Below are 13,179 nucleotides of genomic sequence, written 5' to 3' on the forward strand. Positions count from 1 at the left end.
GACTCCTCGTGGGGGCCGTTCAGTCGAGGACGATCGTGGTGAGCGCGCGGGGGGCGAGCTTCCCCGTGAGGGTCGTGCCGTGCGTGGAGACGATGTCGGCCGGGGTGATCGAGCGGGTCGCGTCGGTGACGTAGCCCTCGGGGCGCCGGTCATGCCCGCCGCGAAGAGAGAACGTGGCGGACTTTTCGGTGGTCGCGGTGTTGAGGATCTCGATCACGCGGCTGCCGTCGGTGTTGCGGAAGGCGGTGATCTGCAGTGTCGGGTCGGCGCTCGTGGCCGGCACGCGGACGGCGCCGGGGCGGATGAACCGGCTGAAGGCGGCCAGCGCCCAGTACCGCTTGGACACCCGATAGTCGTCACCGGGGTTGGCGAGCTGGATGAGCCCTCGGGTCGCGCCGAGGGACGCGCCGGTCCAGTAGACATAGGCGTTGGCGTTGCCGACGGTCAGGGTGTTCTGGATGTCGGCCGCGACGGTGAGACCGTCGTAGCCGCTGCCGTCGTCCCAGTTCTCGTTCCAGGTGGAACCGTCCGGCGACCATTCCGACATCCACACGCGCTTGTCGGTCGGCTGCGGGACGTCGGTCGGACCGCTGTAGCGGTGGCCGGTGACGGTCCGCACGACCTTGTCGGCCGCAGGGTCCCCCTCGATGGCCTCGGTGTAGGCGACCTGCCGGTCCCAGCCCGCGGCGTCGCAGCAGACCACCCCGGTCTTCAATCCCGATGCGCGAACGGTCGGCCCGAGCACCTTGAGGAAGTCGACGGCCTGCTGCGGGGTGAACCGCATCGAGGCGTAGGTCGCCGTCCAGTCGGGTTCGTTGGTGAACCCCAGGTCGGTGATCCTGATGCCTTCCCGCTGGTAGAACTTGGCGTACTGGACCAGGTAGTTCGCGTAGGCCTGACGCCATTCGGGCCGGAGCTCGCCGCCGTCGTTCTCGCTTCCGTTGGTCTTCATGAAGGCCGGGGCGCTCCAGGCGTCGGCGAAGAACCGTTCGACGCCGTAGGCCTTGGCCTCCTGGGCGAGCCAGACCTGGCCGCCGTCCCAGCCGTCCCAGACGTACTTCGGCGGGGCGTCCGGCCCGCCAGGATCGGCCGGCAGGATCGTCGGCATGTGGTCGTAGACCCTGTCGGTCGACGACCCGATACCCAGGCGCAGGATCGAAAGGCCCGCGCCCTTGTCCTTGCTGAGCAGCAGGTCGAGCACCTCGCGCTGCTTGGCCGGGCTGAGGCCACGCGCACCATGCAGCAGGTCGGCCCGCTGGAAGGCCATCGAGAAGCCGAATCCGTCGATGGGCTGGAGTTCGGTGCGGAAGTCGATGGCGGGTCGCTCGGGGGCGGCCACGGCCTGCGATGTGAGCGCCACCAACAGGACGGCTGGCAGCGCGGTCAGGCGTTTCACGAGGTCTCCTCGGGGGTGGAGGTCAAGCGGAACGGATCAGCGGCGCGGGTCAGCCCTTGGTGGCGCCCGCGGTGAGGCCGCCGATCAGCTGCCGTTCGGCGACTGCGTAGAAGGCGAGGGCGGGGACCATGGCGAGCACGATGTAGGCGAGGACGAGCGCGTAGTCGGTCGAGTACTGGCCCTGGAACTGCTGGACGCCGACCGGGATCGTCTGCCACTTCGGGTCGTTGAACACCAGCAGCGGCAGGAAGAAGTTGTTCCAGCTCGCGACGATCGCAAGCACCGAGACCGTGCCGAGCGCCGGACGCGCCATCGGCAGAAGGATCTTCCAGAAGAAGCGGAACTTGCCGCAGCCGTCCATGATGGCCGCCTCCTCGACCTCCGCCGGGATGGTCCGGAAGAAGCCGCGCAGAATGATGATCGTCATGGGCAGCCCGAAGGCGGCCTGCGGGAGGACCACTCCGAGCGGGTTGTCGAGCAGGTCGAAGTTGCGCAGCAGCAGGAACAGCGGCAGGACGGCCACCGCAAACGGGAACATCAGCCCGATCGTGAACAGCGTGTAGAACAGCTCCCTGCCCCGGAAGGCGTAGCGGGCCAGTACGTACGCCGCCATGGCGGAGGCCGCGACCGTGCAGCAGGTCGTGCCGATCGCGATGCCCGCGCTGTTGGCGATCTGCCGCCAGAACATTCCGTCGCCGAGGATGCCGGTGTAGTTGCCGGTCTTCCAGTGCTCCGGCAGCCCGAACGGATTGGTCGTCAGCTCACCGGTGCTCTTGAACCCGGAGATCACCGCGTAGATCAGCGGCACGACGACGAACGCGCCGATCAACCAGACCACGGCGTGCAGCGACAGGCCGCGTGCCGCCTTGCGGGCGTTCATCGGCCACCTCCGGTGGTGACGGCCCCGCTCAGGTCACGGCGGAGCACGTACCGCTGGTAGAAGAGGGAGAAGACCAGGCTGATCATGAACAGCACCACGCTGATCGCACTGGCGTATCCGACCTGGTAGCGCTTGAACCCGAACTGGAACATCGAGATCGCCATCGTCTCGGAGGCGTGGTTGGGACCGCCCGCGGTCATGACCCAGACGAGGTCGAAGAGCTGGATGGCCCCGATGATCGAGAGGAAGACGCTGATCCGGATCGTCGGGCCGAGCAGCGGCAGCGTCACGTACCGGAAGCGCTGCCAGGCGCCGGCGCCGTCGATGGAGGCGGCATCGAGGATCTCGCGCGGGATGCTCTGCAGCCCGGCGAGGAAGAGCATCATGTGGAAGCCGAAGTACTTCCAGGTCATGACCACGAACAGGGTCGGCATGACCGTCGAGGGTTCGGCGAGCCACTTGCCCTGCAGCCCCTCCAGGCCGAGGGCGCCGACGAGATGGTCGGCCATGCCGGCGCCGGGAAGGAAGATCATGGTGAAGAGGACCGCCGTGACCACCTCGGACAGGATGTACGGCGCGAAGAACAGCATCCGGTAGACGGCCCGGCCGCGCAGCCTCTGGTTGAGCAGGACCGCGGTGAAGAGCGCGAACGGCAACTGCACCGTGATCGACAGGACGATCATGTAGAGCCCGCGCCCCATGTCGCCGAGGAAGACCTGATCGGCGAACAGCCTGGCGTAGTTCTCGAAGCCGACGAAGTCGTCCATGGGGCCGACCCCGCCCCACTTGAAGAAGCTGGTGTGGACGGCGACGGCGATCGGGGCGAGGACGAAGACGAGGAAGAGGACCAGCGCCGGAACGAGGAACCAGGCGATCGACGCCCAGCTTCCCAGCCCGCGCAGGAGCGACCGGGCCGGGGCGGGCGGGCGCACGGGCACGGCGCCCTCCGTCCGCTCCTCGGCCGGGTCCTTGGTCGGGCCCTTGGTCGGGGTGGCCACGGAGCTAGGCACCCTTCGCAGCCTCGGTGATCGACCGGGTGACCTGCTCGGGCGTCTTCTTGCCCGCGATGAGGTCGGCGACGCTGTCATTGACCTCCTGGCCGACCGCCGGCGGGTAGGCCTGGTCGAGGAAGAGCTGGAAGCCGGTCGCCTTGACCAGGCTGTCGGCCACCACCTTCTTGTTGGCGTCGGTGAGCCGGCGCTCCGCACCCTTGACCACCGGCAGGTAGCCGTTGGAGGCCAGCAGCTTGGACTGGTTCTCCAGAACGAAGAACCTCAGGAAGTCCAGCGCCTCCTTCGGGGCGCCCTTGCGCAGCGCGAAGCCGCCGCCGCCGCCGAACACCTCGGTGGCCCGGCCGACTCCGCCGTCGACCGTCGGGAAGGGGAAGAAGCCCAGGTCCGCTCCGAGGTCGGCGCCCGCGTCCTTCTGCACCGACGGCGCCCACTGCCCCATCAGCTCCATCGCGGCCTTGCCGTTGCCCATGGTCGCGGCCTGACCGCCAGGGGTGGCGTAGCCGGCGCCGAGGAAGGCCGTCTGGAACGGCTGGAGGTCGACCAGCTCCTTGAGGTGGGTACCGGCCTGGACGAAGCCGGCGCCCGTGAAGTCCTTGGCGGTCGCGGCCTGTTGCAGCGCGGGGAGGCCCGCGACGCGCATCGCGAGGTAGGCCCAGTAGTAGTGGCCTGGCCATTTCTCCTTGCCCGCGAGGGCGATCGGAGTGACCCCCGCCGCCTTGAGCTTCGTGACGACTTCGAGGAACTCGGCCCAGGTGGCCGGCGGCGCGGCGACCCCGGCCTTGGCGAAGAGCTTCTTGTTGTACCAGAAGCCGACCATGCCTATGTCGTAGGGAACTCCGTAGGTCCGGCCCCCGATCTGATAGGCCTGCAGCGACACCGGGGTGAGGTCGGACGACCAGCCGAACGCGTCGGTGAGGTCCTCGACCAGGCCCGCGTCGACCTGCTGCTGCAGCACGCCGCCGCCCCAGGTCTGGAAGACGTCGGGGAGCTTGCCGGACGAGGTGGTGGCGGTCAGCTTGGACTTGAACGCCTCGTTCTCCAACGAGGTCGTCTCGATCCTGATGTTCGGGTGAGCGGCCATGAACGCCGAGGCGATTTGCGGGAACAGGGACTTGCCCGGTTCCGTCGTGGCGATGTTCCACCACGCGAAGGTCACCTTGCCGTCGGCGCCCCGCCTGCCGCCGGAGTCCTCGCCACCGCCGCAGGCAGCGGTCAGCGAGACGGACAGTGCGGTCAGGCCCGACAGCGCCAGGAAGTTCCGTCGACTCGGGGGGGTGCTGGCCATGGGACCTCCGGAGTAGGGATTGCCGATGGGAGTCGAAAACTTTTCGTAACACTCTCGAATTCAGTGCTGCCACAAACTAGGAACGCGAGGCTTCTCGGTCAAGGCCTGGCACCGAATTACCCAAAGGCGGCAGGCCTTTTGGGGCTTGACAAGCTGGTCACGCCGACCGGAAACTCTTCGAAAAGTTTGCGGTACTTGTCGCCGGTCAAGGCGTCCGCGCAGAGGAGAGAAGTTGAGCGAGCAGCGTCCGACCCTGGCCGTCATCGCCGCGGAGGCGGGGGTCTCCCAGGCCACCGTGTCCAAGGTGATCAACGGCCGCTCCGATGTCGCACCCACGACACGTGAACGGATCGAGACCCTGCTGCGATCTCACAACTACCTCCCGCCCGGGCGACAGGGCAGGGCCCGCAGGTCGGGCCTGGTCGACCTGATCATCGGAGGTCTGGACAGCGCGTGGGCGGTGGAGATCCTGCGCGGCGTCGAGGCCGAGTGCGCACAACGGAGCGTCGGTACCGTCGTCTCGCTCCTCCCGCCGGGCGAGGCCACGCCGTCGAGCTGGGCCGCGCTGCCGGTCCTGCACCACAGCGACGGCGTCATCCTCGTCACCGCCTCGGTCACCCAGGCCCAGCGCGCCCAGGTCGAACGGGCCGGGGTGGCGCTGGTCGTCATCGACCCGATCGACCTGCCGGGCAACGGCGTCCCGAGCATCGGCGCGACCAACTGGGCGGGCGGCCTCGCCGCCACCGAGCACCTGCTGGAGCTGGGGCACCGCCGGATCGCCGCGATCGGCGGGCGCAAGGAGATGCTCTGCAGCCAGGCCCGCATCGACGGGTACCGGACCGCGCTGGAGCGGGCCGGGGTCGAGGTGGACCGCGAACTGATCCGGTTCGGCGACTTCCAGCACGAGGACGGCTTCCGGCGCGCCCAGGAGCTGCTCGCCCTGCCCGACCCGCCGACCGCCATCTTCGCCGGGAGCGACCAACAGGCGATGGGCGTCTACGAAGCAGCCCGGCAGGGCGGGTTGAGCATCCCGAGGGACCTCAGCGTGGTCGGCTTCGACGACCTGCCGATGTGTGAATGGCTGTCACCTCCGCTGACGACGGTCCGCCAGCCGCTGGAGGAGATGGGTCGGCTCGCCGCCCGCACGCTGTTCCAGCTTCTGGAGGACCAGCCTCTGGTCAGCCCCCGGATGGAGCTCTCCACCGAGCTCAAGGTCCGGCACTCCACCGCCCCGCCCCGTCACTAGGAGAACCCCTTGACCGAGCCTTGGCGGGACCCCCTCCTGCCCGCGTCCGTGCGAGTCGCCGACCTGATGAAACGAATGACGATGGAGGAGAAGGCGGGGCAACTCGCCGGCTTCTGGGCCCTGCCCTCGAACCCGGGAGCACCTGTCGCGCCGATGGAGGACGATTCCGGCGAGTCCGCCCCCAGCTTCGACGACATCGTCGCCCACGGGCTCGGCCAGCTCACCCGGGTGTACGGCACCGCGCCGATCTCCGCGGAAGCCGGGATGGAGCGGCTCGCCTCGCTCCAGCAGCAGGTGACCGGAGCCGGCCGGTTCGGGATCCCGGCGGTCGCTCACGAGGAGTGCCTGACCGGGTTCATGACGTTCGGGGCGACGGTCTTCCCCGGGCCGCTGGCCTGGGGCGCGTCCTTCGATCCCGGGCTCGTGCGGCAAATGGCCGCCGCCATCGGCGCGGGGATGCGGCGGGTCGGCGTCCACCAAGGGCTGGCTCCGGTGCTCGACGTGGTCCGTGACTACCGGTGGGGCAGGACCGAGGAGTGCATCGGCGAGGATCCCTATCTCGTCGGAGCGATCGGCACCGCCTATGTGCAGGGCCTGGAAGGCGCCGGAATCGTGGCCACGCTCAAGCACTTCGCCGGGTACTCGGCCTCCCGCGGCGGCCGGAACATGGCCCCCGTCGCCGCGGGGCCGCGCGAGTTCACCGACGTGCTGGTCGAGCCCTTCGTACGGGCACTGCGCGAGGGAGGCGCCCGGTCGGTGATGAACAGCTACACCGACGTGGACGGCGTCCCGGTGGCCGCCGACGGACGGCTGCTGACCGAGCTGCTCAGGGGTGAGCTCGGTTTCAGCGGTGTCGTCGTCGCCGACTACTACGCCATCTCCTTCCTGGAGACCCGGCACGGCGTCAGCGGATCGCGCGGCGCGGCAGGCGCACTGGCGCTGACCGCCGGAATCGACGTCGAGCTGCCCACGGCCCGCTGCTACGGCGAGCCGCTGACCGAACTCGTGCGGTCGGGAACCGTACCCGAGGAACTCATCGACCGGGCCGCGGAACGGGTCCTGCTGCAGAAGGCCGAACTCGGCCTTCTCGACCCCGACTGGGAACCCGTCAAGCCCGAGCCGGTCGAACTCGACCCACCGGAGAACCGGGCACTGGCCAGGCTCTTGGCCGAGCGGTCCACCGTGCTGCTCGCCAACGACGGCACCCTGCCGCTTGAGCCGTGCCGGGTCACGATCTTCGGGCCGTACGCCGACGACCCTCAGTCCTTCCTCGGCTGCTACTCCTTCCCCAACCACGTCGCGCTGCCCGGCGACCTCGGACTTGAGATCCCGACGCTCGCAGAGGCGCTCACCGCCGCCGGGTTCACGGTCACCGCGGACGATCCGGACGTGAACGTGCTGGTGCTCGGGGACCGGGCCGGCATGTTCGGCCGGGGCACCTCCGGAGAGGGCTGCGACGCCGAGACCCTCGACCTGCCTGGCGACCAGGCCGCGCTCGCCTCCGCCGTCCTGGACTCCGGAGTGCCGACCATCCTGGTCCTCGTCTCCGGACGGCCCTACGCGCTCGGCACGCTGGCCGCGCGCGCATCGGCCGTGGTGCAGGCCTTCTTCCCCGGCGAGGAGGGCGGGACGGCGCTCGCCCGGATCATCCGCGGAGCCGCGGAACCGTCCGGGCGGCTGCCCGTCTCCATCCCCCGCCAGGTCGGCGGCCAGCCCGGCACCTACCTGCACGCCAGACTCGGCGGGCACACCGACTGGAGCTCGGTGGACCCGACCCCACTGTTCCCCTTCGGGCACGGGCTGAGCTGGACCAGCTTCACCTACTCGGAGCTCTCGGTGGATCCCGTCGCCGCGACGGACGGAGCCGTCTCCGTCTCGGTCACCGTACGCAACGTCGGCGAGGTGGCCGGGACGGAGGTGGTCCAGCTGTACCTCTCGGACCCCGAGGCGTCCGTCGTCCGGCCGCAGCGGTGGCTCGCCGGATTCGGCAGGGTCGAGCTGCAGCCGGGCGCGGCGGCCCGGATCGCCTTCTCCGTCCATGCCGACCGGACCTCCTTCACCGGCCTCGACCTGCGCAGAAGAGTGGAGCCCGGTGAGATCGGCGTGGCCGTCGGACGGTCCAGCGGCGACCTCCCGCTCCAGGGCTCCTTCACTCTGCAGGGCCCCGTACGTCACCCGGCGGCCGACCGAGTGCTGTCCGTGCCGGTCGAGATCGTCCCGGTTCCATGACCACGTCGTTCGGCGATCCCGTGCTCCCCGGGTTCCGACCCGACCCGTCCGTCTGCCGAGTGGGAGCGGACTACTACCTGGTGACGTCCAGCTTCGAATGGTTCCCAGGCCTTCCCGTGTTCCACAGCCGCGATCTCGTGAACTGGCGGCGTCTCGGCTCCGCGCTCGACCGGCCGTCCCAGCTCGACCTCGACGGGTGCGAGCCCTCACGGGGCCTGTTCGCACCGACGATCCGGCACCATGACGGGGTCTTCCATCTCGTCTGCACGCTGATGGACGGCCCCGGCCATTTCGTCGTCACGGCGACCGACCCGGCGGGGCCGTGGTCGGAACCGCACTGGCTGGAAGGCGAGGGTTTCGACCCGTCGCTGTTCTTCGACGACGGAGCGGACGACAGCGACGGCCGGGCCTGGTTCACCGCCTCCCGCGTGCTGGACGAGGCCGCCGGCCGCACCGAGATCTGGATGCGCGAATACCTTCCCCGCGAACGACGGCTCACGGGACCCGAGCACGTCCTGTGGTCGGGCAGCCACCCCGGCGCCCGATGGTCGGAAGCCCCGCACCTCTACAAGATCGACGGCACCTACCTTCTGCTCACCGCCGAGGGCGGTACGGATGTGGACCACAGCGTGGTGGCCGCCCGCGCCGACCGCGTGACCGGCCCCTACCAGGGTGCCCCCGGCAACCCGGTGCTACCACCCGCCAAGGGCCCGGTCACCTGCACCGGGCACGCCGACCTCGTCCAAACCCCGTACGGCGACTGGCGGGCCGTCCTCCTGGGCGTGCGCCCGGGCTCCGCCCTCGGCCGCGAGACCTTCCTCAGCCGGATCGCCTGGGACGACGGCTGGCCGGTCTTCTCCCCCGTCGCCCCCACCGGTCTTCGCCGCCCTCTCCACGACGACTTCGCCACCCTCTCCACCGACTGGAGCACCCTGCGGACCCCACCCGCGTCGCGGTTCTGGACCACCGGGGACGGGTTGCGCCTCCAGCTCCGCCCCGAACGCCTCGGCGAACGCACCGCCCCGTCCCTCCTGGTCCGCCCCCAGGAACAGCCCGACTGCGACGTCTCCACCGAACTGCACTTCACCCCCGCGGCACCGGAAGAACAGGCCGGCCTCGCCGTAGTCCTCGACGACGACACCCACCTCCTCTTCCTCCGCACCACGGAAGGACTCAGCCTCCGCCACGGGCCCGAGGTCCTGGCCGGCATTCCGGTCCCCCCAGGCCCCATTCGCCTGGGTGTGCGCGTCCGCGGCTTCAGCCACACCTTCACCCATGCGGCACCCGACGGCGCCTGGCAGGACCTGACCACCGTCGAAGCCACCTTCCTCACCCCGCTCTTCACCAGCGTCCAGCTCGGCCTCTACGCCACCTCCAACGGCCGCCCCTCCACGAACCAGGCCCACTTCACGAGGTTCGACATCACGTACCCAAGCCGGCGGGTTTGCGGGTGAAGTCCCGCTCCCAGCTTCAACGGGGTGGCCACTCACGGGCGACGGAATTCGACGTCCCAGAGATGCGAGCTGAATAAAATACTCGATCATGGCGGGATCTCTCCTCGGGAGCCGCCGTTCACCTCCCCACTGCGATCCTCGCCGAAAACTTTCGGTGGCTCCTTGCGCAGCACAACTCCGCCATACGGCTGCGTTTTGAGGGAAGTCTCTCGAAAGCCTTTCGAAACTGTTGACATGCTTCGGTCAAATTTCCACACTGAATCCGAAGCGGATTTTCGCCCGTCCGTCCCGGTGCCGGGTGCCAGCCCTGGATCGTCACGCCGCCCCGATGGTGAACGTCTTTTGTCAATGGCCGCGGGCGCCGCTCACCCGGATTCAATCTGCCGCGCTCCCGTCCTTCCGTGATTTCTGTCCTGGAGGCTCAGCCATGCGCTTGAATGCCATTCCCCCCAACACCGTCCGCCGGAAGATCGGCGGCCTGTGTGCGGCCCTCGTCGTCGGCGTCCTCGGTTCGGCCGCCGTGCTGGTGGCACCGACGACCTCACACGCCGCCGAGAGCACGCTCGGCCGCGCGGCGGCGCAGAGCGGCCGTTACTTCGGCACCGCCATCGCCTCGGGCAGGCTCAACGACTCGGCGTACACGACGATCGCGGGCCGCGAGTTCAACTCGGTGACGGCGGAGAACGAGATGAAGATCGACGCCACCGAACCCCAGCAGGGCCAGTTCAACTTCTCCGCCGGTGACCGCGTCTACAACTGGGCGGTGCAGAACGGCAAGCAGGTGCGCGGCCACACCCTGGCCTGGCACTCCCAGCAGCCCGGCTGGATGCAGAGCCTCAGCGGCAGCGCCCTGCGTCAGGCCATGACCAACCACATCAACGGCGTGATGGCCCACTACAAGGGCAAGATCACCCAGTGGGACGTCGTGAACGAGGCCTTCGCCGACGGCAGCTCGGGAGCCCGGCGCGACTCCAACCTGCAGCGCACCGGCAACGACTGGATCGAGGTCGCCTTCCGTACCGCGCGCGCCGCCGACCCGGCCGCCAAGCTCTGCTACAACGACTACAACGTCGAGAACTGGACCTGGGCGAAGACCCAGGCCATGTACGCCATGGTCCGAGACTTCAAGCAGCGCGGCGTGCCGATCGACTGCGTCGGCTTCCAGTCGCACTTCAACAACGACAGCCCCTACAACAGCAACTTCCGCACCACCTTGCAGAGCTTCGCCGCCCTCGGCGTCGATGTGGCCATCACCGAGCTCGACATCCAGGGCGCTTCGGCCACGACTTACGCCAACGTGACCAACGACTGCCTGGCAGTCCCGCGCTGCCTCGGCATCACCGTCTGGGGTGTGCGCGACACCGACTCCTGGCGACCGGAGCACTCGCCGCTGCTGTTCAACGGCGACGGCAGCAAGAAGCCCGCCTACACCTCCGTCCTCAACGCACTCAACGGCACCTCCCCCACACCCCCGGCCGGTTCAGGTCAGATCAAGGGCGTCGGCTCAGGCCGCTGCCTGGACGTGCCCGGCGGCAGCACCACCGACGGCACCCAGGTCAACCTGTGGGACTGCAACAACCGCACCCACCAGCAGTGGACCTACACCGCCGCGGGTGAGCTCAGGGTCTACGGCAACAAGTGCCTGGACGCCGCCGGCACCGGCAACGGCACCAAGGTCCAGATCTACAGCTGCTGGGGCGGCGACAACCAGAAATGGAGCCTCAACTCCGACGGATCCATCGTCGGCGTCCAGTCCGGCCTCTGCCTTGACGCCGCCGCCAACGGCACGGCCAACGGCACCCTGATCCGGCTCTACTCCTGCGCGGGCGGCAGCAACCAACGCTGGACCCGCACCTGACCTGCCAGGGCGAAACCCCCACGACGGCCCCTTCTGCCGGCCAGAAGGGCCGCGCATCCCGTACCACGAGCAGACGAAGAACCTGCTGGTGAGCTCCCCGAAGAAGCTCGACTTCTTCGGGGAGGCAGCGAAAAGGCGCCTGACCGAGCTTCCGCCCGGCAGGCGCCCTGCAGCGCTCCGATCAGCAGTCGGTCGAGGTGTCAGGTCGACGTGTGGGCGGTCTTGCTCGTCGTGGTGCCGTCCTCGTCCTGGGTCTCCGTCTCGGCAGGCTGTTGCGGAGCGGGCGGGGTGCGGACCAGCAGCGCGACCAGTACGGCCAGGGTGCCGATCACGGCGCCGATGCCGAATCCCCACCGGATGCCGGTGGCCAGGGCGCTGGTCGGGTCGGCGCCCTCGGCTGCTGCCGTGGCGGCGCGTCCCGACATGACACTGATGACCAGGGCGGTGCCGGCCGCGGCCGCGACCTGCTGGAGCGAGCCCAGGATGGCGGAGCCGTGGGGGTAGAGGTGCGGCGGCAGCACGGACAGGCCCGATGTGAAGACGGGGGTGAAGACGAACGCCATGCCGGCGCTCAGCGCCACGTGGAGTGCGAGCACCAGCCACGGCGAGGTCTGCTCGCCCGTGAGGGCGAACAGCGCGAGGCACAGCGCGGTGACCACGGCTCCGGGTACGACCAGGCGGAGTGCGCCGAGTCGGTCGTAGAGCTTGCCGACCTGCGGTCCGAGCAGGCCCATGGTCAGGCCGCCCGGGATGAGGAGCAGCCCGGTCTGCAGCGAAGTCAGGCCGCCGACCTCCTGCAGATAGATCGGCAGCAGGATGAACGCACCCATGAGCGCCATGAAGGACAGGCACATCAGGCCAAGCGCCACGGAGAAGTGACGGAATGTCAGGGCCCGCAGGTCCAGCAGCGGCGTGGACGAGCGCTGAAGTGCCAGCTGTCGCCATACGAACAGGCCCACCAGTGCGGCGCCGGCCAGGGTCATGGCCAACGGCGGCATGGGGGCCTGGGCCGCGTCCCCGGCACCGAGCCCGCTCAGGCCGTAGACCAGGGAGCCGAAGCCCGCCGCCGCCAGCGGAACGGACAACCAGTCGATCGGGCCGGCCTGCGGCTCGCCGATGTTGACCAGTTTGCTCCGGCCGAAGACGGCCATGGCTCCGGCGATGGGCAGCACGGCCAGGAACAGCAGGCGCCATGTCCCCAGCTGCAGCAGCACACCGGAGACCGCGGGGCCGAGGGCGGGTGCGACGGAGATGACGAGGGTGATGTTGCCCATGACTCGGCCGCGTTCGTGCGGGGGCACGAGGGTCATCAACGTCGTCATGAGCAGCGGCATCATGACGGCGGTGCCGCTGGCCTGGATGACGCGGGCGGCCAGGAGCACGGGAAAGGCGGGCGCGGCCGCGGCCAGAGTCGTGCCGGCGAGGAACAGCGCCATGGCCAGGGTGAAGGCGGTCCGGGTCGTCACGCGCTGCAGGAACCACCCCGTCACCGGGATGACGACAGCCATGGTGAGCATGAAGGCCGTGGACAGCCACCCTGCGGCTGCCGCGGTGACCTCGAACTCGCGCATGAGTCGCGGGATCGCGTTGACCATGATCGTCTCGTTGAGGAGAACGACGAACGTGGACAGTACGAGAATCCGCAACACGGCGGTGACGCGGGCGGGCGAGAGGGTGGGTGTTGCGTGTGCTGCGGGCATGGCGCCTTCCGTCATGTGAGTGTCCTCCGCACGTGGCAGCTCACACTCACAGACCGCGCCGCCGGGAAGAACTCATCGGTGTACCCCGATCCTGTCGGTGCCGCCGCCCGAGCACAAA

9 protein-coding genes are annotated in these 13,179 nt (G+C 69.3%); 4 read left to right on the forward strand and 5 right to left on the reverse strand.

What is annotated here, in order from left to right:
• Positions 1–19: 19 nt before the first annotated feature.
• From ACWF79_RS26355 to ACWF79_RS26370, 4 genes are read right to left on the reverse strand one after another with little or no spacing between them, the layout of a single operon-like run.
• Positions 20–1,396 carry a glycoside hydrolase family 30 protein gene (locus ACWF79_RS26355; protein WP_453730627.1) on the reverse strand — a complete coding sequence of 459 codons (1,377 nt, stop codon included), beginning with the start codon at positions 1,394–1,396 and terminating at the stop codon, positions 20–22.
• A 49-nt stretch (positions 1,397–1,445) separates the two neighbouring features.
• A complete protein-coding gene (locus ACWF79_RS26360) occupies positions 1,446–2,276 on the reverse strand; it encodes a carbohydrate ABC transporter permease (protein ID WP_453730628.1) in 831 nt (276 codons plus the stop codon).
• Positions 2,273–3,286, reverse strand: a complete 1,014-nt coding sequence (locus tag ACWF79_RS26365) for a carbohydrate ABC transporter permease (protein ID WP_453730629.1) — start codon at positions 3,284–3,286, stop codon at positions 2,273–2,275. Before ACWF79_RS26365 ends, ACWF79_RS26360 begins: the two co-directional genes overlap by 4 nt.
• Positions 3,279–4,574 (reverse strand): extracellular solute-binding protein, encoded by a 1,296-nt coding sequence (locus ACWF79_RS26370; RefSeq protein ID WP_453730630.1) that lies wholly within the window; start codon positions 4,572–4,574, stop codon positions 3,279–3,281. Before ACWF79_RS26370 ends, ACWF79_RS26365 begins: the two co-directional genes overlap by 8 nt.
• Positions 4,575–4,806: 232 nt before the next feature.
• On the opposite strand from ACWF79_RS26370, the gene ACWF79_RS26375 reads away from it, so the two are divergent.
• From ACWF79_RS26375 to ACWF79_RS26390, 4 genes are all read left to right on the forward strand, one after another.
• Positions 4,807–5,820, forward strand: a complete 1,014-nt coding sequence (locus tag ACWF79_RS26375; RefSeq protein WP_453730631.1) for a LacI family DNA-binding transcriptional regulator — start codon at positions 4,807–4,809, stop codon at positions 5,818–5,820.
• Positions 5,821–5,829: 9 nt separating this feature from the next.
• Positions 5,830–8,049 (forward strand): glycoside hydrolase family 3 N-terminal domain-containing protein, encoded by a 2,220-nt coding sequence (locus tag ACWF79_RS26380; RefSeq protein ID WP_453730632.1) that lies wholly within the window; start codon positions 5,830–5,832, stop codon positions 8,047–8,049.
• Positions 8,046–9,503, forward strand: coding sequence for a glycoside hydrolase family 43 protein (locus tag ACWF79_RS26385; RefSeq protein ID WP_453730633.1), 1,458 nt, complete (start codon positions 8,046–8,048; stop codon positions 9,501–9,503). The genes ACWF79_RS26380 and ACWF79_RS26385 overlap by 4 nt, the downstream gene beginning before the upstream one ends.
• Positions 9,504–9,930: 427 nt before the next feature.
• Complete coding sequence (locus tag ACWF79_RS26390; protein ID WP_453730634.1) at positions 9,931–11,361, forward strand: endo-1,4-beta-xylanase; 1,431 nt, start codon at positions 9,931–9,933, stop codon at positions 11,359–11,361.
• A 200-nt stretch (positions 11,362–11,561) separates the two neighbouring features.
• On the opposite strand, the gene ACWF79_RS26395 is transcribed toward ACWF79_RS26390, so the two are convergent.
• The gene (locus ACWF79_RS26395) at positions 11,562–13,061 is read right to left on the reverse strand and encodes a DHA2 family efflux MFS transporter permease subunit (RefSeq protein ID WP_453730635.1); all 1,500 of its coding nucleotides are present in this window, start codon (positions 13,059–13,061) and stop codon (positions 11,562–11,564) included.
• Positions 13,062–13,179 lie beyond the last annotated feature (118 nt).

This window comes from Streptomyces sp. NPDC054975 (assembly GCF_053609105.1).

What these genes read in the sequence shown, in the direction of transcription:
- ACWF79_RS26360 (WP_453730628.1), bottom strand. Translation starts at nt 2,276, where the DNA reads ATGAACGCCCGCAAGGCGGCACGCGGCCTGTCGCTGCACGCCGTGGTC.
- ACWF79_RS26395 (WP_453730635.1), bottom strand. Translation starts at nt 13,061, where the DNA reads ATGCCCGCAGCACACGCAACACCCACCCTCTCGCCCGCCCGCGTCACC.
- ACWF79_RS26370 (WP_453730630.1), bottom strand. Translation starts at nt 4,574, where the DNA reads ATGGCCAGCACCCCCCCGAGTCGACGGAACTTCCTGGCGCTGTCGGGC.
- ACWF79_RS26385 (WP_453730633.1), top strand. Translation starts at nt 8,046, where the DNA reads ATGACCACGTCGTTCGGCGATCCCGTGCTCCCCGGGTTCCGACCCGAC.
- ACWF79_RS26390 (WP_453730634.1), top strand. Translation starts at nt 9,931, where the DNA reads ATGCGCTTGAATGCCATTCCCCCCAACACCGTCCGCCGGAAGATCGGC.